The sequence below is a fragment of the Sphingomonas sp. 3-13AW genome (genome assembly GCF_049311085.1).
In the GTDB taxonomy this organism is placed as follows: Bacteria; Pseudomonadota; Alphaproteobacteria; order Sphingomonadales; family Sphingomonadaceae; genus Sphingomonas.
Genome location: NZ_JASNVZ010000003.1, coordinates 290145 through 312837 on the forward strand (window position 1 = coordinate 290145; position 22693 = coordinate 312837).

Consider the following 22693-nt stretch of genomic DNA (forward strand, 5'->3'; position numbering starts at 1 on the left):
CAAAGATGCTAAACAGCTCGTAAAAGCCGGCGCGGTCCGTCGCATGTTTTGCATCCGTCCGTCGCGATCCCTATGTGCCCGGCCATGATCGAAGGCGATTTCCAGCTCGAGTCCCCGGCGTCGGCGCGGCGGATCGTCGTTGCCATGTCGGGCGGCGTCGACAGCTCCGTGGTGGCGGCACTCGCCGCCAGGACGGGTGCGGAAACCATCGGCGTCACGCTCCAGCTCTACGACCATGGCGCTGCCGTCGGCCGCGCCGGCAGCTGCTGCGCCGGCCGCGACATCCGCGACGCGCGCGCCGTCTGCGACAGCCTGGGCATCGCCCATTATGTCTTCGATCACGAGACGAGCTTTCGCGAGAATGTGATCGACGACTTCGCCGACGAATATCTCGCCGGCCGCACGCCCATCCCCTGCGTGAAGTGCAACATGGGGCCCAAGTTCACCGACCTGCTCGCCCTCGCCCGCGATCTCGGCGCCGATTGCCTGGCGACCGGCCATTATGTCCGCCGCGTGCTCGGCCATGACGGTGCCGAGCTCCACCGCGCGGTCGATCCGGCGCGCGACCAGAGCTATTTCCTGTTCGCGACCACCCGCGCCCAGCTCGACTTCATCCGCTTTCCGCTGGGCGGCATGCCCAAGGCGCGGGTGCGGGAGATCGCGGCGGAAATGGGCCTGGGCGTCGCGGCCAAGCCCGACAGCCAGGATATCTGCTTCGTGCCCGACGGTGACTATGCCGGGCTGGTGCGCAAGCTGCGGCCCGGCGCCGACTCGGGCGGAGAGATCGTCGATCTGGAGGGGCGCGTGCTCGGCCAGCATTCGGGGCTGGTCGGCTTCACCGTCGGCCAGCGTCGCGGGATCGAGATCGGCGGCCAGCCGGAGCCACTGTACGTCGTGCGGCTGGAGCCGGAGAGCCGCCGCCTCGTCGTCGGCCCCCGCATCGCGCTTGCCGTCGGGGCCGCGCGGCTTGCCGACATCAACTGGCTGGGCGGCGATCGCAGCCAGCCGCTCACCGCCAAGGTGCGCTCGCTTGCCAAGCCGGTTCCGGCGCGGCTCGACGGCGACCGGCTGGTGTTCGATGCGCCCGAATATGGCGTCGCGCCGGGCCAGGCCGCAGTGCTCTACGCCGGCGAGCGGGTGCTCGGCGGCGGATGGATTGCAGAGACCGAGCCAGCGATGGCGCTGGCCGCCTGAACAGGAGCCGGCAGGAAGCGGAAGGCCATGCCTCCCCTTCCTCACGGCAGCAGGAAGCTTCCCTCGATCACCGTCGTGCAGCGCCCGCCCAGGATCGCGCGCTCACCATCCAGCCGCACCGTCAGCTGTCCGCCGCGCGCGCTCGCCTGATAGGCGGTGAAGCGGTCGCGGCCGAGCCGCCGGGTCCAGTATTGCGCCATGACGGCGTGGGCGGAGCCGGTGACCGGATCCTCGACGATGCCCTTGCCCGGTGCGTACGCCCGGCTCACCACGTCGGTATCGCGGCCAGGGGCGGTGACGATCACGATCACCCCGCCTTCCGCCAGCAGTGCGGGGACGTCGGGCTGGAGCTGTTCGACGACGTCGGCACTCTCGACCACGATCAGCGCATAGCCGTACTCGTGCCAGAGCGTTTCCACGGCCGTACACCCCAGCGCCGCGACGATCCGCGGCAGCGCCTGCGGGGATGGTGCCCATGCCGGCAGCGCCATCGCATATCCATCGCCGTCGCGAGCAACCTCCAATACGCCGGCGCGGCGGGTGCGGAAGCGCACGCGCGCAAGGGACGAGTCCGCCGACAGCAGCACATGCCCGCTCGCCAGCGTCGCATGGCCGCACAGCATCACTTCCGCCTTGGGGGTGAACCAACGCAGTTCGCGATCCGCCTCTCCGCTGGCGTCGGGCACCAGGAAGGCGGTTTCGGACAGGTTGTTCTCGGCCGCGACCTGCTGGAGGAGCGCATCCTCGGGCCAGGCGTCGAGCTGCAGCACCGCCGCCGGATTGCCCCGGAACGCAGCATCGGCGAACGCGTCGACCTGCGTGAACGGTACGCGCATGCTCATCCTCCCACCCGCTTGCCGAACCAGTGCGGCGTGACGTCGGCTTCGATCAGCGGATTGTCCGTGTCGACATGACCCTCGGGATCGAGGTGGATCAGCACCTCCACCCGCGGATAGGCGCGGCGCAGGTTCTTCTCCACCGCCTCGACGATCTCGTGCGCGTCGGCGACGCTCAGCTCGCGCGCGACCTCCATGTGGAACTGCGCGAAGTCGTGGCTGCCGGACCGGCGCGTGCGGAAATCATGGATGCCGCGCAGCCCGTCCTGGCGCGCCGCCACGTCCAGGAACGCCTGGCGCTCCGACTCCGGCCATTCCTTGTCCATCAGCTGGTCGATCGCCTGGCTCGACGCGCGGAACGCGCCCCAGGCGAGCCACAGCGCGATGGCGATGCCGAACAGCGGGTCGGCGCCGGACCAGCCGGCATATTGGTCGAGCGCGATCGCCGCGATCACCGCCAGGTTGAGCAGCAGGTCCGACTGGTAATGGACGCTGTCGGCGCGGATCGCGATCGATCCCGTCTTGCGGATCACGGCGCGCTGGTACGCCAGCAGCGCAAAGGTCGCGAGGATCGCAAAGATCGACACGCCGATGCCGAACTCCGCGTCGCCGGTCTTTCCCGGCGCGGCAAAGGCGGCGATCGCGCGCCACGCGATGCCGACTGCGGAGGCCGCGATCAGCGCCACCTGGAACAGCGCCGCCAGCGCCTCTGCCTTGCCGTGGCCGAACCGGTGGTCGTGGTCCGCCGGCGTCGCCGCCAGCCGGACGCCATAGAGCGTCACCAGCGAGGCGAGCAGGTCGAGCGCGGTATCGGCAAGGCTGCCGAGCATCGCGACCGAGCCTGTGGTCCACGCCGCCACCGCCTTGAGCGCGAGCAGGGACACCGCCATCGCGACGGACGCGATGGCGGCGCGCACCGCATAGGGGATGATCCGCCCGCGTTCGGCCTCGGTCATGGGAACAGCAGCCCCTCGCTCCAGCCGTCGGCGGTGCGGGTGAACAGGCGCCGTTCGTGCAGGCGATAGGCGCGGTCCTGCCAGAACTCGATGGTAAGCGGCGTCACGCGATAGCCGCCCCAGTGCGGCGGGCGCGGCACGTCACCGCCGGCATAGCGCGCCTGCACCTCGGAGAAGCGTTCCTCGAACCGCTCGCGTCCCTCCAGCGGCTGCGACTGCAGCGACGCCCAGGCGCCGATCTGCGAATCGCGCGGGCGCGACGCGAAATAGACGTCGGATTCGGCATCGTTCACCCGGCTGACCGGCCCTTCGATGCGTACCTGCCGGCGCAGGCCCTTCCAGTGAAACAGCAGCGCCGCCTGCGGATTGACCGCAAGGTCGCGGCCCTTCCTGCTGTCGCCGTTCGTATAGAAGACAAAGCCCATGTCCGGGCCATGCCCCTTCAGCAGCACTTCACGCACCGACGGGCGTCCGCTCGCGTCGGCGGTGGCGAGCGCCATCGCATTGGGATCGTTGGGCTCGCTCGCCGCGGCTTCGTCCAGCCAGGTGTCGAACAGCGCGAAGGGGTCGGTCGTCATGCGCGGCCATATACGCCCCTTGCCGCGGTTTCGCACCCCCGCCCGCGCGCCGCCGCTGGGGTCACGGGAACGACTCTTTCCCCCAGGAATTGAATCGCTTGCGCAACAAGGAAACCACGATGGCGGCAAGGGCCTATTGGCAGGGGCAGATACGGCTCGCGCTGGTGTCGATCCCGGTGGAAATCTACACCGCGACCAAATCGGGCGCGACGGTCTCCTTCCGGCAGATCCACGAGCCCACGGGCAAGCCCATCAAATATGAAAAGAGCGTGGCCGGCATCGGCCCGATCGACCCGGACGAGATCGTGAAGGGCTATGAGATCGAAAAGGGCAATTACGTCCTGCTCGAACAGGACGAGATCGACGCGGTAAAGCTGGAGTCGAAAAAGACGCTCGAGCTCACCCAGTTCGTCGACGCGCACGAGATCGACGTCCTCTATTATGAAAAGCCCTATTTCGTGGTGCCGGCCGACGACCTCGCCGAAGAAGCGTTCATCGTCCTGCGTGAGGCGCTTCGCCGCACCAAGAAGGTGGGTCTCGGCCAGCTCGCGCTGCGCGGCCGCGAATATGTCGTCAGCCTGAAGCCCTGCGGCCGCGGCATGATCCTGGAGACGCTGCGCTACGCCGACGAGGTGCACCGCGCCCAGGGCTATTTCCGCGACATTCCCGACCAGAAGCCGGACGAGGACCTGCTCGACCTCGCGGAAACGCTGATCGCCAAGAAATCCGCCAAGTTCGATCCGCAGGAATTCCACGACCGCTATGTCGACGCGCTCAAGGACCTGATCGAGCGCAAGAAAAAGACCAAGGGCAAGATTGTCGACACCAATGACGACGAGAGCCCACGCCCGTCCGGCTCCAACGTGGTCGACCTCATGGCCGCGCTCAAGAAGTCGCTGGAAAAGCCGGGCGAGACCAGCGGCAAGCCGGCGCCCAAAAAGCGCACGACCAAGGCCGCCGCCAATGATTCGGCCGAGGAAAAGCCCGCCGCCCGCAAGACCAAGGCTGCGGCCAAGAAGCCGGCAGCGAAACCGGCCGCCAAGGCCCCCGCCCGCAAACGCGCCTGATCCATGGCCCAGACCGACTCGCTCGCGCTCTACAATGCCAAGCGGGATTTCAGCCGTACGGCCGAACCCGCGGGCACGCTCGAACCAGGCCACGGCAACCGCTTCATCGTCCAGAAGCACGACGCCACGCGCCTCCACTGGGATTTCCGGCTGGAGATCGACGGCGTCCTCAAAAGCTGGGCGGTGACGCGCGGCCCCAGCCTCGACCCGGATGAAAAGCGGCTGGCAGTGCGGACCGAGGACCACCCCCTCTCCTACGGCGACTTCGAGGGGACGATCCCGAAGGGCGAATATGGCGGCGGCACGGTGATGCTGTGGGACGACGGCACCTGGGCGCCGATCGCCGGCAAATCGGCCAAGGACCTGGAAAAGGGACATCTCCACTTCGTCCTCGACGGAGAGCGGATGAGGGGCGAGTGGCTGCTGATCCGGCTGAAGCCGCGCGGCCGCGAGAAGAACGAGAACTGGCTGCTGCGCAAGATCGGCGATGCGGAGGCGGGTGGCGCCGATACGCTGGTCGAAACCGCGCTCACCAGCGTCAAGACCGGCCGCACCATGGACGAGATCGCCGCCGGCAAACCCGCGGCAAAGCCCAAGGCCAAGACGAAACCCGCCCCCAAAACCGCCGCTAAACCCGCCGCCCGCGCCCCCGCCAAGGCGCGCGCCAAGACCGGACAGGCCGGCAAGCGCCCCGCCTTCACCGCGCCGCAGCTATGCACGCTGGTCGACGCCGTCCCGGACGGAAACAGCTGGCTGCACGAGGTGAAGTACGACGGCTATCGCGCGCTGCTCGCGATCGGCAAGGGCGGCCCCACCATCTACACCCGCAGCGGCCTCGACTGGACCGCGAAGTTCCCGGGCATTGCCGAGGCGGCGGCCGCGATCCCGGCCGGCAGTGCGCTGATCGATGGCGAGATCGTCGCCTTCAAGGACGGCCGCCCGGACTTTTCGACGCTGCAGGAGGCGATCAGCAACGGCGGCGACATGGCCTTCTTTGCCTTCGACCTGCTGGAAGCGGATCACGAGGACCTGCGCGCCCTTCCCCAGGTGCAGCGCAAGGACCGGCTGCGGCCGCTGATCGAGAATGTCGACGCGCGCCTCCATTATTCCGAACATGTCATCGGCGCCGGCGAGAAGCTGTTCGAGGCGATGTGCCGGGAGGGCTATGAAGGCGTCGTCTCCAAACGCGCCGACGCCCCCTATCGCGGCACCCGCACCAAGGGCTGGGTGAAGACCAAGTGCATCCGCCGGCAGGAGTTCGTGATCGTCGGCTGGTCCCCCTCCACCGCCGCCAGCCGCGGCCTGCGCTCGCTGCTCCTGGCGGTGAACGGCCCGGACGGGCTCGTATATGCGGGCAAGGTCGGCACCGGCTTCAACGCCGACACCATCGACGATCTGCGCCAGCGCCTCGACAGGATCGCCCGCAAGACGCCGCCGGTCGAGGTTCCCCGTGCCGCCGCCCGCGGCGCGCACTGGGTCCAGCCCAAGCTCGTCGCCGAAGTCGCCTTTGCCGAATTCACCGCCGAGCAGGTCGTCCGCCACGCAAGCTTCATCGCGCTGCGCGAGGACAAGCGCCCCGACGAAGTCGTCGCCGAAAAGCCCGAGCCGACCCCGGCGGCGCCCGCCCGCGGCAAGGCGGAGGTGCCGGCCTTTGCCGTCAAGATTACCAACCCCGACCGCGTGATCTTCCCCGAGGACGGCCTCACCAAGGGCGATCTCGCGACCTACATCGCCCAGGTCTCGCCGATCATGCTGCCCTGGGTCGCGAACCGCCCGATCAGCCTGGTCCGTTGTCCGCAGGGCCGCGCCAAGCAATGCTTCTTCCAGAAGCACGACGCCGGCAGCTTCGGCGACCATGTCGCCCATGTCGACATCCGCGAAAAGGACGGCTCGACCGAGCCCTATCTCTACATCAGCGACCTGGACGGGCTGCTCGCCTGCGTGCAGATGGGCACCATCGAGTTCCACGGCTGGGGCTCGCGCGTCGAAGACGTCGAGCGTCCCGACCGGCTGGTGTTCGACCTCGACCCCGACGAAGGGCTCGATTGGAAGGACGTCCAGCGCGCGGCCGAGGATCTGAAGCGCCACCTCGCCGACATGGGGCTCGCGAGCTTCCCGATGCTGTCGGGCGGCAAGGGCGTGCACGTCGTGGTGCCGCTCTCCCCCCAGGCCGAATGGCCGGCGGTGAAGTCCTTTGCCGATCGCTTCGCCCGCGCGATGGCCGCGGCCGAGCCCGAGCGTTTCGTCGCCACCATGTCCAAGGCGAAGCGGGTGGGGCGGATCTTCATCGACTGGCTGCGCAACCAGCGCGGCGCGACCGCGGTCATGCCCTATTCCCCCCGCGCGCGGCCCGGCGGCCATGTCGCCGCCCCCGTGAGCTGGGCCGAATTCGGCGATATCGACACCCCACAGCGCTTCTCGATGCGCGACGCCGCCGAGCTGATCGAGCGCGCCAACGGCCGCGGCCTTGCCGGCTGGGGCATCGCCGATCAGGTGCTTCCCGACGTCTGACCCTCCTTCGCTATTCTTCAGCAGTTGTTGCGCTGCACCAGCGATTGTGGTCGACGTCGCTGACACCATTCGGAGTATCCCGTGGCGAGCGCCGCCCCAGCCAGCCTGTTCGACCCGCGCACCATCGCCAGCCGCTGGGCCGCCGACTATTGCGGCCAGGCGCCAGCCGGGGACGTCTTGTGCGAAGCCTCCGACCCGGAGGCCTGGCTCGCCGCGCTGGAGGAGCTTGCCGCCACCGCCGGTGATTCGCTCGACCATGCCCGCGACCGTGCCCAGCGCCAGGCCGACGACATCGGCCTCGGGCATCGCATCCCGGGCGAAAGCGAGGAACGCCGCTGGCCGCTGTCGCCGGTCCCGCTGCTGATCGGCAGCGAGGAATGGGAGACGATCGCCGCCGGCATCGCCGAACGCGCCGAGCTGATGGAACAGGTCACCGCCGACCTCTACGGCCCCGGCCGGCTCGTCCGCGACGGCGCGATCCCCGCCGCGCTCGTCACCGGCAGCCCCTTGTTCCTGCGCCCGATGGTCGGCGTCACCCCGCCGGGCGGCCACCACCTCCATTTCTTTGCCGCCGATCTGTGCCGCGATCCCGACGGGCGCTGGCGCGCCCTCGCCGACCACCTGCGCGCGCCGGTGGGCGCCGGCTATGCGCTGGAAAACCGCATCGCCATCGCGCGGACCCTGGGGGGCCTGCAGGGGCGCCTGAACGTCCGCCGCCACGCCCCGTTCTTTGCCGCCATGCGCGAGGGGCTGGCCGCCAGTTGCCGCCGCGCCGAACCGCGCATCGGCCTGCTCACCCCCGGCCGGCTCAACCCCAGCTATTCCGAACAGGCGCATCTCGCCCGCTATCTCGGCTTCCTCTTGCTAGAGGGCGCCGACCTCGCGGTCCGCAACGACCAGCTCTACGTCCGCACCATCGCGGGGCTGAAGCGGATCGACGCGCTGTGCCGGCGGGTGGACCCGCGCCTGCTCGACCCACTCGCCTTCGATGCCAAGTCGACGATCGGCGTACCCGGCCTCATCGACGCCATGGCGGCCGGCAATGTCGTCATCGCCAATGCGCCCGGCGCGGGCATGCTGGAGGCGCCCGCCTTCGCCGCCTTCCTGCCCGCACTCGCCGAGCGGCTGAACGGCACTGCCCTCAAGCTTCCCAACATCGCCACCTGGTGGTGCGGCCAGCAGGCGGAACGCGAGTATGTGCTCGCCAACCTCGACCAGCTGGCGATCGCCCCCGCCTTCGGTCCCACCCCGCTCGGCCTTCCACAGGGCGGCCCGGTGCTCGGCGCCCAGCTCGATGCGGAGGCGCGGCGCCTGCTCGTCGAGGACATGGCGCGCCGCCCGCAGGACTATGTCGCGCACGAAGCGGTGCAGCTTTCGACCATGCCTTTTGTGGAGGGGGAACGGCTGGAGCCGCGGCCCTTCACCCTGCGGGTGTTCGCGGCGCGCGACGGCAGCGGCCAGTGGACGGTGCTTCCCGGCGGCTTCGCACGGATCGGCGGGGAATCGGACCCCCGCGCGACGGTAGTGGGCGATGGCAGCTGGTCCGCCGACGTCTGCGTCCACGGGGCAGAGCCGGTGCTGCCGGTCTCGCTGCTGCCGCTCGCCGACGCCACCGAACTGCGCCGCAATCCCGGCACGCTTCCCAGCCGCGTCGCCGATAACCTCTTCTGGCTCGGCCGCTATCTGGAACGCGGCGAGGCGCTGCTGGGCGCGATCCGCGTGCTGCTCGGCCATTCGATCAGCGCCGATACCGGCGCGGCGCTCGCCGACGATACCGTGGCGCGGCTGGTGACGCTGATCGCCCAGGGCGGCGCCGCCCCAGCGCCCGCCGGCCGCCGCCGCCGCGAGCTGGTCGACTTCGCCCGCGCCGCCATCGATGGCGAGGATGCGCGCTGGCACAATGTCCGCCGCATCAACCGGCTGGCGGCGAACATCGGCGCGATCTCGGGCGATCGGCTGTCGGCCGACATGATCCGCCTGCTCGACGCGCCGCATCCGGTGCGCGGCGGCCTGCTCGACCGCGCAGGCTCGCTTCAGCGCCGCTATGCCGGGCTCGCCGGGCTGTCGGCCGAGCACATGGCCCGGACCGAGGCATGGCGCTTCCACGATCTCGGCCGCCGGCTGGAGCGGGCGCTCGCGATCACCCGCGCGCTCGCCACCTTTGTCACGCCAGAGGCGACTGCCGACGATCTCTCGACCCTGCTCGACCTCGCCGACAGCCAGATCAGCTATCGCCAGCGCTATCTGACCGGCTTTGCCCGCCTGCCGGTGGTGGACCTGGTGGCGCTCGACCCGGGCAACACCCGCGCGATCGCCTTTCAGGTCGCGGCCATCGGCGATCATCTCGCCCGGCTGCCGGTGCTGTCGGACTCGGGCCTCGCGGAACCGCAACAGGCGCTCGCCGTCGAGGTACAGGCGATGGTCGCGACCGCGACAGCGGCCAGCTTCGACGCGGCGGCGGTAGCGGCGCTGGAGAACCGGCTGATGCAGCTCTCCAACGCCATCGCCACCCGCTATTTCCTCCAGGGGGCCGAACCCCTGCGCGGCCAGGGGCTGACACTGGCATGATGCGTTACGCGATCCGACACGTGACCCGTTTCCGCTATGCCCAGGCGGCGGGCTTCGCGCGGTGCAACCTCAGGCTGAAACCGATTCTATGGTCCGGCCAGTCGCTCGACGACTATTGTCTCACGGTTGAGCCCGGCGGCCATACGTCGCCGGCGCGGGCACAGGCCGGGCTTGCCAATGTCATGCGGCTGGTGGTCGATCGCCCCGAACGCGTGCTGACGATCGAGAGCCGCGCGCTGGTGACGGTGGATCGCCAGATCCCGATCCCCTCCGCCGGCGACCCCACCTTGGCCCAGATCGCAGAGCAGGCGCGGGCCAGCACCGACGCCGGCCCGGCAAGCCCGGCAAGCTACCTGTTCCCCTCCCCCCACATTCCGCTCGACCGCGACATCGGCGCCTGGTGCGCGCAGGAGCTCGATCCCGATCGCGGCGCGCTGGAGGCGGCGATCGCGCTTGCCCTGCGCATCCAGCGCGAGTTCGCGTTCGACACGACGGCGACGCTGGTCGACACGCCGCCGCATGTCGCCTTCGCCCAGCGCGGCGGCGTCTGCCAGGATTTCGCCCAGATCATGATCTCGGGCCTGCGCGCCGCGGGGCTGCCCGCCGCCTATGCCTCGGGCTATCTGCGCACGCTGCCGCCGCCGGGACAGCCGCGACTGGTTGGCGCCGACGCCACCCATGCCTGGGTGCTGCTGTGGTGTGGCGAGGAGCTCGGCTGGCTGGGCGTGGACCCGACCAACGGCATCTGGATGGCCAACGACCATGTCATCGTCGCCGTCGGCCGCGACTATGCGGAGATCGCGCCGATCGACGGCGTGGTGCTGGGCTCCGGCGCGCAGACCATGTCGGTCTCGGTCGACGTGGAGCCGCTCGAAGTCTGAGCGCGGCGTCAGCGCCCCAGCGCGCTTCCGGTCAGCAGCGCGATCAGCGCCGGGTCGCGGGTGCTGCGTGGATTGGCGCGGATCTCGGCCTCCTCGCGCCCGATCGCGCGGAAGATCGCCGCACTCGCCTGGTCGGCCCCGGCGCGGGCGAGGGAGAGATAGTCGATGCCGCCGGTGCGCGTGCCGGCGATCGCGGTCAGGATCTCCAGCGCGTCGGAACGCAGCCCCGACGAGAATTCCGGAAGCATCGCCTCCACCAGCCGCCCGCCGATTTGCCGCTCGAGCAGGCTGGTCGCCGCGGTCGGCCCGCCGCGCAGCACCGACAGCGCATCGGTCAGGGTCATCGACCGGATTGAATCGAGGACCACCGGCGTCGCGCGCTCGGCCGCGTCCACGGCCACGTCGTTCAGCGCCATCGCCACCCGGCTGCGCACCGCGTTGGTCCGCAACAGCGCGCCCAGCACGTCCTTGCCGCCGGTGTCCGGCAGCGTCAGCCGCGTCAGCTGGTCGTCGTAAAAGCCGCCCGGCTCGGTCAGCCGCCCGAACGCGCGCTGGGTCGACAGCGTCAGCAGCCGGCGCACGCCTTCTTCCACGCCATAGCTGCCAAGCGTCGTGGCGCACCCCGGCAGGGCCAGCAGGGGAAGGAACAGGGCGGACTGGACGAGAAGACGTCGGCGGGCGGGCGAGGCGCAGGCATTCATGCCGTGCGAAACGGCCGCGTGCCGAGTTCGTTCCGCTAGAGAAATGGATGAGGGGACCATTGCCGCAAGCCCTTGTACCGCCTAGCTAACGAGCATGGCAGACCCTTACGCAACCCTGGGTGTCGCGCGCGATGCGAGCGAAGCGGATATCAAGAAGGCGTATCGTACGCTCGCCAAGAAGCTGCACCCCGATCGAAACAAGGACAATCCCCAGGCCGCCGAGCGCTTCAGCCAGGTGACCCAGGCCTATGACCTCCTCACCGACAAGGACAAGCGCGCCCGCTTCGACCGCGGAGAGATCGACGGCGAAGGCAATCCCACCGCGCCCTTCGGCTTCGGCGGCGGACAGGGCGGCGGCGGCTTCCGCCCCGGCGGGGCCGGCGGTCGCACCCATTTTGATTTTGGCGGCGGCGGCGACGCCAGCGGCTTTGAGGATTTGTTCGAAGGCCTGTTCAGCGGCGGCCAGCGCAGCGGCTTCGGCGGCGGGTTCGGCCGGCGTCAGGCGCCCAAGGGCGCCAACGTCCCCTACCGCCTGACCGTGCCCTTCACCGAAGCCGCGACGCTCAGCCCGCAGCGGATCATGCTGCGCGACGGCAAGACCATCGACCTGAAGCTTCCCGCCGGCCTCGAGAGCGGCACGCAGATGCGCCTTGCCGGCAAGGGCGATGAGGGCCCCGGCGGCCCCGGCGACGCGATCGTGACGATCGAGATCCAGCCGCACCGCTTCTTCACGCGCGACGGCGACGATGTCCGCATCGACCTGCCGATCAGCTTGGCGGAAGCGGTACTGGGCGGCGAGGTCCGCGTTCCCACCGTCAGCGGCCCGGTGATGCTGAAGGTTCCCAAGGGCTCGACCTCCGGCAAGGTGCTGCGCCTGAAGGGGCGCGGTTTCCACAAGAAGGGCGGCGGCCGCGGCGACCAGCTCGTCACGCTGATGGTCGACCTGCCGGTCGGCGACGATGCGCTGGTGGAATTCGTCCAGGGCTGGCCCGGCCGCAACCAGGATCCGCGCGCGAAGCTGGGCCTGTGACCGATCCCCACGCCGGCCCGGCTCGGCCGACAGGCGTGGTTTCTCCCGAAAGCCCCGAGGCGCGGCGCGACGGCCATGCGCCGCTGCTCTCGCGCCTGGGGCTGAGCGCGCGGGTGATCGAGATCCTGCGCCGGGTCGCGGTCGGCACCTATACCGACGGGTTCACCCACGCCGGCAACCTCGCCTATCTTTCCCTCGTAACGCTGTTTCCCTTCTTCATCGTCGCGGCCGCGGTCGCGCGGCTGGTGGGGCGCACCGGTGACGGCGTCCGCGCGGTCGAGGCGTTCCTGCGCACCGTCCCGCCCGAAGTCGCCAATGTCCTGGAAAAGCCGATCCTCGACGTGCTCCAGGCGCGCTCGGGCTCGCTCCTGTGGCTCGGCGCGCTGGTCGGGCTGTGGACCACGACCGGCTTTATCGAGACGGTACGCTCGATCCTGCGCCAGGCGTACGGCGTCCCGTTCAGCCGGCCCTTCTGGGAGTATCGGCTGGGGTCGATCGGCCTGATCGTCGGCTCGGTGGTGCTGGCGATGGCGGCGTTCAGCTTGCAGGTGGCGCTCGTGGGTGTGGAGCAGTTCATCCTGCGGGTGCTGCCGTTCCTGACGGACACGGCGCGGATCATCTCGGTGGCTCGGCTTGCGCCCGCGGCCACGCTGTTCATCGCACTCTACATGATGTTCTACACCCTCACTCCCAGCCAGTATCGGTACAGCAAATGCCCGAAGTGGCCCGGCGCGGCGCTCACCGCGACCTGGTGGCTGGGCACCACCGCATTGCTCCCCGTGGCGCTCGGCTTGCTCGGTGGCTATGATCTCACCTACGGGAGCCTTGCCGGCGTGATGATCGCGCTGATCTTCTTCTTCGTCGTGGGACTGGGGGTCGTCGTCGGCGCAGAGTTGAACGCGGCGCTGGCGGAAACCCCCGAAGCGGGAGTAGAGGGGCCGGCCGGACCAGAGGAGGACACAGCGGCGTGACGGGACTGATGCAAGGGAAGCGTGGGCTCATCATGGGGCTGGCCAACGATCGTTCGCTGGCGTGGGGGATTGCCAAGGCGCTCCATGAACAGGGCGCGGAGATGGCATTCACCTATCAGGGTGAGGCACTGGGCAAGCGCGTGAAGCCGCTCGCCGAGCAGCTCGGCTCGGATACGCTGATCGAATGCGACGTGTCGGACATGGCCGCGCTCGACCGCGCGTTCGACGAGCTGGCGCAGAAATGGCCAACGATCGACTTCGTCGTCCATGCGATCGGTTTCGCGGACAAGAACGAGCTGCGCGGTCGCTATTACGACACCAGCCTCGAAAATTTCCTGATGACCATGAACATCTCGGTCTTCAGCTTCACCGCCGTCGCCAAGCGTGCGCGCGAAATGATGCCGAACGGCGGCAGCCTGCTGACGCTGACCTATTATGGTTCGGAAAAGGTCGTCCCCCATTACAACGTGATGGGCGTGGCCAAGTCCGCGCTCGACACCTCGGTCAAGTATCTGGCCGTCGACCTCGGCCGCGACAACATCCGCGTCAACGCCGTCTCCGCGGGCCCGATCAAGACGCTCGCGGCCTCGGGCATCGGCGACTTCCGCTACATCCTGAAGTGGAACGAGCTCAACTCGCCGCTCCGCCGCAACGTCACGATCGAGGATGTCGGCGGCGCCGGCCTGTACCTCCTGTCCGACCTCGCCAGCGGCGTCACCGGTGAGATCCACCACGTCGACGGTGGCTACAACGTCATCGGCATGAAGGCCGAGGACGCGCCCGACATCGCACTGTCGTGAGCATAACCATCCGCCCGGCCTCGGGCGGTGACGTGGCCGCCATCGACGCTCTGCTGCGCACCGCCTTCTCCGCCCCGGACGAGGCGATGCTGGTTCAGCGGCTGTGCATCGACGGCGACATGGTGCTGACCCTGGTCGCCGATGACGAGGACGACGGCATGCTCGCCGGCATGGTCGCGTTCAGCCGTATGGCCGTGGACATCGCGGGCAAGCCCATCGCCGCGGTCGCGCTCGCGCCGGTCGCGGTCGCCGCCTCCCACCGCCGCCAGGGCGTGGGGGAGGCGCTGGTCCGCGCCGGGCTTCAGCATCTGACGGACGCGGGCGTGCACCTGTGTTTCGTGCTCGGCGATCCGGACTATTACGGCCGCCTGGGCTTTGCCGCCGAATGGGCCAAGGGCTTCGAATCCCCCTATGCCGGGGAAAACCTGCTGGCGCTGCCGTTGCAGCAAGGCGCGATGCCGTGCGGCGTCCGGGGCCAGGCGACCCACGCCGGCGCCTTTGCTGCATTGGGGGAGGCTGCATGAGCGTCAACAGCTTCGGGCGGGTGTTCCGCTTCACCACCTGGGGCGAAAGCCACGGCCCCGCGATCGGTGCCGTAGTCGACGGCTGCCCGCCGGGGATCGCGATTTCCGAGGCCGAGATCCAGCCGTTCCTCGACGCGCGCCGCCCCGGCACCTCGCGCTTCACGACCCAGCGGCGCGAGCCCGACGAGGTACGCATTCTCTCCGGCGTGTTCGAGGGGCGCACCACCGGCACGCCCATTTCGCTGATGATCGAGAACGTCGACCAGCGTTCGAAGGATTATTCCGAAGTCGCCCAGGCCTATCGCCCCGGCCATGCCGACTATGCCTATGACGCGAAATACGGCTTTCGCGACTATCGCGGCGGCGGGCGCTCCTCCGCCCGCGAGACCGCGTCGCGCGTAGCCGCCGGTGCCGTCGCGCGGCTCGTCATCCCGGAAGTGACCATCACCGCCTGGGTAGAGGCGATCGGCGGCGACGCGATCGACTATGCCCGCTTCGATGCCGCCGAGATCGGCCGCAACCCCTTCTTCTGCCCCGATCCCGAGGCCGCCCGGCGCTGGGAGGCACTCGTCGACGGCGCGCGCAAGGCCGGCTCCTCGCTCGGCGCCGTGGTCGCCTGCGAAGCGACCGGCGTACCCGCCGGCTGGGGCGCGCCGCTCTATGCCAAGCTCGACAGCGAGCTTGCCGCCGCCGCCATGTCGATCAACGCCGTCAAGGGCGTGGAAATCGGCGACGGCTTTGCGGCCGCCGCTCTGACGGGCGAACAGAATGCCGACCCGATGCGCCCGGGAGAGGACGGCCCCCGCTTCCTCGCCAACCATGCTGGCGGCATCGCGGGCGGCATCGCCACCGGCCAGCCGATCCGGCTGCGCGTGGCGTTCAAGCCGACCAGCTCGATCCTGACGCCCGTGGAAACCATCACCCGCGAAGGCGATGCGACGACGCTTGCTACCAAGGGTCGCCACGACCCTTGCGTCGGCATCCGCGGAGTCCCCGTGGTCGAAGCGATGGTTGCACTCGTACTTGCCGACCAGAAGTTACTCCATCGCGCCCAATGCGGCTGAACAATCAACCTGTGTTAATCTAGCGCTTTTCTTGCTCCTGTCGGCGCAACTACGGGAAACTTCTTCATTTTCGGGACGTTCGACTCCCGGTTTTGGAGAAGGAAACCCCAACATGCGTAAGACTATCTTGATAGGTATGCTGGCGGTTTGTGGCTCAGCCGCCGCGATCGCTCAGACCACCACTGGCACGACGGGCTCGCCCGGCACGCAGACCACCACCGGCTCCGGCACGACCACTTCGCAGGACACGCCGGGTACGCAGACTCCGACCCCCGACACCACCACCACGACCACGGGGCGCAGGGCGCCGCGGACCCCCGGCACGCCCGGCACCACCACCGGCCCGACCACGCCGGGCAGCCCCGGCACGACCGGCACGACCGGCACTTGGGGTAGCTCGGGCGCGGGCTCTACCGGCACGACGCCGGACGGCATGCCCGGAACGACCGGCACCACCGGCACCACCGGCAGCTCGGGCGGCTCGGGCGGCTCGACCATGGGCGGCAGCTCTGGCGGTACCGGTGGAAGCTCGGGCGGAAGCTCCGGCGGCCGCTAAACCCATCCGAACGGCCGGGCCGGTTCGGCTTGGCCCTCGCATCTCCAGCCGGCGGCACCCACCGCCGGCTGGCGTGTTTTCTACCCCTCGCGGGGCCGCCCGGGCATGGCCTCCTCGCGCCGATGTTCCTAAGAGGTGCAGGCCCCCTATCGGAGACCTGCTGCATGTCGTTCGAGCCCCCCTACCAGCCTGATCCCGAGCGCTATGACGGGCGCATGCCCTATCGCCGCTGCGGAAGGAGCGGGCTGGACCTGCCGGCGATCAGCCTGGGCCTCTGGCAGAATTTCGGCGGCGCGGACGTGTTCGAAACCGGCCGCGCGATCCTGCGCCGCGCCTTTGACCGCGGCGTCACCCACTTCGATCTCGCGAACAACTATGGCCCGCCCTATGGCTCGGCCGAGGAGAATTTCGGCCGCGTCTTCGCGCATGACTTCCGCGCCCACCGCGACGAGCTGCTGATCTCCACCAAGGCCGGCTGGGACATGTGGCCCGGCCCCTATGGCGGCATCGGCAGCAGCAAGAAATATCTGATCGCCAGCTGCGACCAGAGCCTGAAGCGCATGGGCCTCGACTATGTCGACATCTTCTATTCGCACCGCGTCGATCCCGACACGCCGCTCGAAGAAACGATGGGTGCGCTCGCCCAGCTCCATGCCCAGGGCAAGGCGCTCTACGTCGGCATCTCCTCCTATTCGCCCGAACTGACCCGCAGGGCTGCGGCCATCCTCACCGAGCACAAGGTCCCGCTCCTCATCCACCAGCCGAGCTATTCGATGCTCAACCGCTGGATCGAGGAGGCGCTGCTCGACACGCTCACCGATCTCGGCACCGGCTGCATCGCCTTTTCTCCGCTCGCCCAGGGCATGCTCACCAACAAATATCTGGGCGGCGTCCCCGCCGATGCGCGTGCCACCCGCGGCGGTTCGCTGTCGCAGGAGCTGCTCAGCGAGGAAAACCTCGGTCGCGTCCGCGCGCTCGACGCCATCGCCAAGGCCCGCGGCCAGAGCCTCGCGCAGATGGCGATCGCCTGGGTGCTGCGCGATCCCCGCGTCACCTCGGCGCTGATCGGTGCCCGCACCGTCGCCCAGCTCGACGACAGCCTTGACGCGCTCAAGAACCTCGACTTCTCCGCCGACGAGCTCGCCAGCATCGATGCCCATGCCGGCGACGGCGGCATCAACCTGTGGGAAAGCTCCTCGCGCCTGCGCGAGACGCCGGCCGCGGGCGGCCGCAGCGCCGCCTGAACGCCACGGGGCACCCGGTCGCGGGTGCCCCGGCGGCTCCGGCGTTCAGCCGGCCTGCCGCACCTTCCACAGGCAATAGACCGCCAGCGCGTAGAGAAAGCGGCTGTGGTCCGCGCGCCCAGCGCGGTGTTCGGCAAAGATGCGGTCGACCTCGCCCGCCCGCCAGATGCCCTCGCTGCGCGCACCGCTGTCGCGCCACAGCCCCTCGGCATCGCGCCCGAAATCGCCTGCGAACCACATCGGCAGCGGCATCTGGAAGCCCTGCTTACGCCGGTCGAGGATCCCCGCCGGCAGCCAGGGGCCGATCGCCTCGCGCACGACATGCTTGCCGGTGCGACCCTTCAGCTTCATGTGCGCCGGCATCGACAGCGCCAGGTCGAGCACCCGCTTCCCCAGCATCGGCACCCGCACCTCCAGCGAATGGGCCATGCTCGCGCGGTCGACCTTGGTCAGCATCGCACCGGGCAGGTTGAGCATCAGGTCGGCCATGCCGAACTGCTCCAGCGTATCGCGTGAGATTGCCTGCGGATCGGGGAAATAGCGTGCGACCAGCCTTGCGACCTCGTCGCCGCCCCCGCTCGCCTGCGCCAGGAACTCGGGAACGAACACCCGGTGGCGCAGCGGCTGCGAGGTGATCTGGGTCTTGGCGAAGAAGCGCGCGATCCCGCTCGGCAGGCCCGCGCTCGCCGCCGTCTTGGTCCAGCGCTGGAGAATTTCGTTCAGCCGGCGCGACGGCAGCGGCGGCACCGCCCCGATCGTGCGGGCGCCGTGGCGCAGTGCTGCCGGCAGGTTGCCGACCTGCCGCTCGGTCGCGTGCCGCTTATAGCCAAAGAACAGCTCGTCCCCGCCGTCGCCGGACAGCACCACCTTCACCTGCTCGGCCGCGATCTGGCTCACATACCAGGTCGGCACCATCGACGGGTCCGCGAACGGCTCGTCATAGGCGGCGGCGACGTTGGGCAGGATCTCGCGGGCATGGTCCAGCTCCAGCATCCGCGTCTCGTGGCGGGTGCCCAGCGCCTTCGCGACCGCCTCAGCGGGGCCGCTCTCGTCATAGCGCGCGCCCGAAAAGCCGATGGTAAAGGTGCGCACCGGCCGGTCGCTGACCTTCATCATCGCCGCGACCACGGCCGAGGAGTCGATTCCGCCGGACAGGAACGCCCCCACCTCGACATCGGCGACCATCTGGTCGGCCACGGTGGAAAGCCAGGTGTCGCGGAAGCGCTCGACCCACTCGGCTTCGCCGACATCGGGGTCCGGCCGATAACGCGGCGTCCAGAATGGTTCGGGCGCCTCCGGCACGGCCTGATGCACCACCAGGCGGTGGCCCGGCGGTACCGTCACCACTTCGGCATGAATCGAATGCGGGCCGCGGACATGGCCGAACCGGAAATAGTCGAGCAAAGCGGCCGGATCGGTCGTGAAGCGGAAGCCCGGCAGCCCGGTCAGCGCTCGCAGCTCCGATCCAAAGGCAAAGCCCGCGTCCTGCGACGTGTAATAGAGCGGCTTGATGCCCGTCGGGTCGCGCACCAGCGTCAGCGTGCGCTGGGCCCGGTCCCACAGCGCCACCGCGAACATCCCGTCGAGCCGCGCCCAGACCGCATTGCCCCAGGCCTGGTATCCGGCCAGGATCACCTCGGTATCGGAATGGCTGCGGAATACATGCCCCGCCGCCCGCAGCTCCTCGCGCAGGCTGCGATAATTATAGATCTCGCCGTTGAAGATCAGCCCATAGCGGCCGTCGCCCGAAAAGATCGGCTGGTGCCCGCCGGCAAGGTCGATGATCGCCAACCGCCGCATGCCAAAGGCGAAATCGCCGTCCTCGAACACACCCTGGTCGTCGGGGCCGCGGTGACGGATCGTGGCGCATTGCTCCCGCACCAGCTCCGCCAGCGAGGTTCCACCCGGCTTCCACAGACCTGCAATGCCGCAAATGGTGCCTCTCCCCCAAAGGCCTTTTCTCTACCTTCGCGCTCATAGGACGCCGTCCCGTCACCAACAAGCGGATTGCCCGAGGCATCCTCGGCGGTTACGTCTCCGCGCTTCAATGGACACGGCTTCCTCCTCCTCGCCCCAGCCGGCCGGGCTGTTCCGTGCGGCCGCGCGCAACCTGGGATGGCTGCTGGCCAGTCGCGGCGTGCTGGCGGTGCTGTCGCTCTTCTACCTCGCCATCGCGACGCGGGCACTTGGGGTAGAGGGCTTCGGCCGCTTCGCGCTGATCACCGGCGCGTCGCAGACGCTGGCGACGTTGGTCGCGTTCCAGACCTGGCAGGTCATCATCCAATATGGCGTCGGGCCGCTCGCGGCCGGCGATCGCGGCGCGCTCGGCCGGCTGTTCCGCGGCAGCCTCATCCTCGATCTCGCCGGCGCATTGCTCGGCGGGGTGCTCGCCTGGGCGATCCTGACAATCTGGGGCGAGGCGCTCGGCATTGCGCCCACGCTGAAGCGCGCGACGCTCATCTTCTCGATCGTGCAGTTGCTGACCGTGCGCTCGACCCCGCTCGGCATCCTGCGCCTGCGCGATCGCTTCGCCCTGTCCGCGCTTGCCGACAGCGTCACCCCGGTCGCGCGGTTCATCGGCGCCATCGCGGTCTGGCTGATCCATCCGACCGTCCAGGGCTTCCTGGTGGCATGGGCGCTCGCAGAGGTGCTGACCGCCGCCGCCTACTGGATCATGGTCGCGCGCAGCGGCGACCTCGACCTGATGCTGAAGTCGCGCGGTGCACGCCTGCTTCCCGCAGAGCATCCCGGCATCATCCGCTTCGCCTTGAGCACCAACGCCAGCGCCACGCTCGGCCTGTCGAGCAAGCAATTGCCGCTGCTGCTGGTGGGCGCGATCGCCGGCACGGCCGCCGCCGGCGTCTTCCGCATCGCCTCACAGATCGCCCAGGGCCTCGCCAAGCTGTCGCAGCTCATCTCGCGCGCCGCCTTCCCCGAAGTCGTCCGCACCCTGCGCGATGCCCCGCCGGAAGCGCTCAGCCGCCTCATCCGCCAGCTGTTCCTGGCGAGCGCCATCGCCGCGGTCGCGATCATGCTGCTCGTGATGGTCGCGGGCAAGCCGGTGCTCAGCATCGTCGGCGGCCGCGATTTCCGCCACGCCTGGACCATGCTGCTGTGGCTGTCGCTCGCGGGCTGCCTCGACCTTGCCACCACCGGCGTGGACACGGTGCTGACGGCGATGCGCCGGGCCGGGCGGGTGTTCGCGATCCGTCTCGGCGGGGTGGGGGCGATGTTCGGCGCGGCCGCGCTGCTCACGCCGATCTATGGCGCGACAGGCGTCGCGATGGCGGTAACGGTCGCCTCGGCCGTCGCGGCGCTCCTGATGAGCATCTCCGCCCTGCAACTCGCCCGCACCGGCGCCTAGCCGGGCCCGGATACGACACGGGGGCGAACGCAGAGCGCCCGCCCCCATCACGTGTCATCCTGCACAGGGTTCCGGGCCTTCCGCGGCCCGGAACCCCGCACCGCCTCAGACGGCGGCGAGCGCCTGGTCGAAATCGGCGATCAGGTCGTCCGCATTCTCCACGCCGACCGAGATCCGCACCAGATTGTCGGTGATGCCCAGGTCCTGCTTGCGCTGGTCGGGCACCGACAGATGCGTCATCGCCGCCGGGCAGGAAGCCAGCGTCTCGGTACCGCCCAGGCTGACCGCCAGCTTCGCGATCTTGAGGTGGTCGAGGAACGCGAAGCTCTCCCGCTCCCCGCCCTTCAGGTACAGCGAGAAGGTCGAACCCGCGCCCGTGCAATGGCGGTTGTAGATGTCGGCCTGGCGCGTGCCTTCCTCCAGGAAGCCCAGATAGCCCACGCTCTCCACCTTGGGATGGTCGCGGAAAAAGGCGCAGACCTTGGCCGCATTCTCCCCCGCGCGGCTCATCCGCAGCTCCAGCGTCTCCAGGCTGCGCAACAGCATCCAGGCGGTGTGCGGATCGGTGATCGTGCCGATCGTGTTGCGCATCATGCGGACCGGGTCGATCCACTTCTTGGCACCCGAAATGCCGCCCGCGACCAGGTCCGAATGGCCCCCGGCATATTTGGTCAGGCTGTAGACCACCAGGTCGGCACCGTGGCGCAGCGGCTGCTGCCAGACCGGCCCCAGGAACGTGTTGTCGATCGCGATCGGCGGCATGGTGTCACCGAGCAGCCGGTCGCGCACGCGGGACACCGCCTCGATGTCGACGAGCGCATTGGTCGGGTTTGCCGGGCTCTCCAGATAGATGAGCGAGACATTGCCCTGCGCCTTCGCGCGCGCGATCACCGCCTCGATCTCCTCTTCCGTGGCACCCGCCGGGAAATCGAGGAAGGTCACGCCGAACCGCCCGAGGATACGGCCGATCAGGGTCTCGGTCGCGGCATAGAGCGGTGCCGAATGGACGATCACGTCGCCCGGCTTGACCAGCGCCAGCATCAGCGTCGCGATCGCCGACATGCCGGACGAGAACACCAGCGCGTCCTCGGCATCTTCCCAGATGCCCAGCCGGTCCTCCAGTATCTCCTGGTTCGGCCCGTTGAAGCGCGAATAGACGAGGCCGTCGACGCCCCCGGGGCGCTTGCCCGTCACCGCCTCGAAATGCCGTTTGCCCGCTGCGGCATTCTCGAACACGAAGGTCGAGGTCAGGAAGATCGGCGGCTTGAGCGAGCCCTCGGACAGCGCCGGGTCAAAGGCGTGGCCCATCATCAGCGTGGAGGGCGACAGGCGGCGTCCACCCACTTCCAGGATCTCGGGACGCGGCCGGCGCCGGCTGGATACGCCGGAGATATCGGCTTCGGTTTCGGGGGTCTTCGATGATCCGCTCATGGGAATTCTTCCTGATTGTGTAGGCCATCCTACCCGTTCCAGCCCGCGCGGCCATGGATTTCCGGCCGGGCGCGGTCGCTGCCGGGAAGGGTCGGCCCTGACGCCGCCGTACAAGCGACAGCGACAGGACGTCTGGAAGGGGAACGCAGCAGCAGGAGGGGGTATCCGATGGGCAGGCGCCAGCGCAGACGGAGCGAGCCATCCCGGCGGTCACCGCCAGCATCAGTCCCAACGACCTCGGATGCTCTGGACGCAACAAAGCCCGCTGAGTCTTGCGACTTAGCGGGCTTTGTTGGTTGCGGGGACAGGATTTGAACCTGTGACCTTCAGGTTATGAGCCTGACGAGCTACCGGGCTGCTCCACCCCGCGACGCTGGGAGTGTTGCATTGTGAATGGGTTTTGTGTGCACGAGCTTC

General features: G+C 69.2%; 19 protein-coding genes and 1 tRNA gene. 13 read left to right on the forward strand and 7 right to left on the reverse strand.

Features of this window, described 5'->3' with window-relative positions:
- Positions 1–84: 84 nt before the first annotated feature.
- Positions 85–1194, forward strand: coding sequence for a tRNA 2-thiouridine(34) synthase MnmA (gene mnmA, locus QP045_RS06315; protein ID WP_422514116.1), 1110 nt, complete (start codon positions 85–87; stop codon positions 1192–1194).
- Positions 1195–1235: 41 nt separating this feature from the next.
- Here the strand turns inward: mnmA and QP045_RS06320 are convergent, their stop codons facing one another.
- The 3 genes from QP045_RS06320 to pdxH are packed head-to-tail and all read right to left on the reverse strand — an operon-like array spanning position 1236 to position 3564.
- Positions 1236–2030 carry a PhzF family phenazine biosynthesis protein gene (locus QP045_RS06320; RefSeq protein ID WP_422514117.1) on the reverse strand — a complete coding sequence of 265 codons (795 nt, stop codon included), beginning with the start codon at positions 2028–2030 and terminating at the stop codon, positions 1236–1238.
- Between the two features lie 2 nt (positions 2031–2032).
- Entirely contained in the window at positions 2033–2986 is a 954-nt protein-coding gene (locus QP045_RS06325) for a cation diffusion facilitator family transporter (protein ID WP_422514118.1), read from the reverse strand.
- The gene (pdxH, locus tag QP045_RS06330; RefSeq protein WP_422514119.1) at positions 2983–3564 is read right to left on the reverse strand and encodes a pyridoxamine 5'-phosphate oxidase; all 582 of its coding nucleotides are present in this window, start codon (positions 3562–3564) and stop codon (positions 2983–2985) included. The genes QP045_RS06325 and pdxH overlap by 4 nt, the downstream gene beginning before the upstream one ends.
- A 119-nt stretch (positions 3565–3683) precedes the next feature.
- On the opposite strand from pdxH, the gene QP045_RS06335 reads away from it, so the two are divergent.
- The 4 genes from QP045_RS06335 to QP045_RS06350 all read left to right on the forward strand — a co-directional run bounded on the left by QP045_RS06335 (position 3684) and on the right by QP045_RS06350 (position 10591).
- Positions 3684–4631, forward strand: coding sequence for a Ku protein (locus QP045_RS06335; RefSeq protein WP_422514139.1), 948 nt, complete (start codon positions 3684–3686; stop codon positions 4629–4631).
- 3 nt (positions 4632–4634) lie between these two features.
- Positions 4635–7142, forward strand: coding sequence for a DNA ligase D (ligD, locus tag QP045_RS06340; RefSeq protein ID WP_422514120.1), 2508 nt, complete (start codon positions 4635–4637; stop codon positions 7140–7142).
- An 81-nt stretch (positions 7143–7223) separates the two neighbouring features.
- Positions 7224–9710 (forward strand): circularly permuted type 2 ATP-grasp protein, encoded by a 2487-nt coding sequence (locus QP045_RS06345; RefSeq protein ID WP_422514121.1) that lies wholly within the window; start codon positions 7224–7226, stop codon positions 9708–9710.
- Entirely contained in the window at positions 9710–10591 is an 882-nt protein-coding gene (locus QP045_RS06350; RefSeq protein ID WP_422514140.1) for a transglutaminase family protein, read from the forward strand. The genes QP045_RS06345 and QP045_RS06350 overlap by 1 nt, the downstream gene beginning before the upstream one ends.
- Positions 10592–10599: 8 nt before the next feature.
- On the opposite strand, the gene QP045_RS06355 is transcribed toward QP045_RS06350, so the two are convergent.
- A complete protein-coding gene (locus tag QP045_RS06355; protein ID WP_422514122.1) occupies positions 10600–11292 on the reverse strand; it encodes a DUF4197 domain-containing protein in 693 nt (230 codons plus the stop codon).
- A gap of 94 nt (positions 11293–11386) precedes the next feature.
- Here QP045_RS06355 and QP045_RS06360 point away from each other — a divergent pair, with 94 nt between their 5' ends.
- From QP045_RS06360 to mgrA, 7 genes are all read left to right on the forward strand, one after another.
- On the forward strand, positions 11387–12322 hold the full coding sequence (locus tag QP045_RS06360) for a DnaJ C-terminal domain-containing protein (RefSeq protein WP_422514123.1): 936 nt from the start codon (positions 11387–11389) through the stop codon (positions 12320–12322).
- Positions 12319–13293, forward strand: a complete 975-nt coding sequence (locus QP045_RS06365) for a YihY/virulence factor BrkB family protein (RefSeq protein ID WP_422514124.1) — start codon at positions 12319–12321, stop codon at positions 13291–13293. The genes QP045_RS06360 and QP045_RS06365 overlap by 4 nt, the downstream gene beginning before the upstream one ends.
- Entirely contained in the window at positions 13290–14093 is an 804-nt protein-coding gene (gene fabI, locus QP045_RS06370; RefSeq protein WP_422514125.1) for an enoyl-ACP reductase FabI, read from the forward strand. The genes QP045_RS06365 and fabI overlap by 4 nt, the downstream gene beginning before the upstream one ends.
- Complete coding sequence (locus QP045_RS06375) at positions 14090–14617, forward strand: GNAT family N-acetyltransferase (protein WP_422514126.1); 528 nt, start codon at positions 14090–14092, stop codon at positions 14615–14617. Before fabI ends, QP045_RS06375 begins: the two co-directional genes overlap by 4 nt.
- A complete protein-coding gene (gene aroC / locus QP045_RS06380; protein WP_422514127.1) occupies positions 14614–15681 on the forward strand; it encodes a chorismate synthase in 1068 nt (355 codons plus the stop codon). Before QP045_RS06375 ends, aroC begins: the two co-directional genes overlap by 4 nt.
- A gap of 112 nt (positions 15682–15793) precedes the next feature.
- Positions 15794–16237, forward strand: coding sequence for a hypothetical protein (locus tag QP045_RS06385; protein WP_422514128.1), 444 nt, complete (start codon positions 15794–15796; stop codon positions 16235–16237).
- Between the two features lie 164 nt (positions 16238–16401).
- The gene (mgrA, locus tag QP045_RS06390; RefSeq protein ID WP_422514129.1) at positions 16402–17481 is read left to right on the forward strand and encodes an L-glyceraldehyde 3-phosphate reductase; all 1080 of its coding nucleotides are present in this window, start codon (positions 16402–16404) and stop codon (positions 17479–17481) included.
- 45 nt (positions 17482–17526) lie between these two features.
- Here the strand turns inward: mgrA and asnB are convergent, their stop codons facing one another.
- Complete coding sequence (asnB, locus tag QP045_RS06395) at positions 17527–19416, reverse strand: asparagine synthase (glutamine-hydrolyzing) (RefSeq protein WP_422514141.1); 1890 nt, start codon at positions 19414–19416, stop codon at positions 17527–17529.
- A 112-nt stretch (positions 19417–19528) separates the two neighbouring features.
- Here asnB and QP045_RS06400 point away from each other — a divergent pair, with 112 nt between their 5' ends.
- On the forward strand, positions 19529–20845 hold the full coding sequence (locus QP045_RS06400) for a lipopolysaccharide biosynthesis protein (protein ID WP_422514130.1): 1317 nt from the start codon (positions 19529–19531) through the stop codon (positions 20843–20845).
- A gap of 105 nt (positions 20846–20950) precedes the next feature.
- Here QP045_RS06400 and QP045_RS06405 read toward each other — a convergent pair whose 3' ends face one another.
- Together QP045_RS06405 and QP045_RS06410 are read right to left on the reverse strand one after the other, a co-directional pair.
- Entirely contained in the window at positions 20951–22276 is a 1326-nt protein-coding gene (locus QP045_RS06405) for a cystathionine gamma-synthase family protein (protein ID WP_422514131.1), read from the reverse strand.
- Between the two features lie 293 nt (positions 22277–22569).
- A tRNA-Met gene (locus tag QP045_RS06410) sits at positions 22570–22646 on the reverse strand.
- Positions 22647–22693 lie beyond the last annotated feature (47 nt).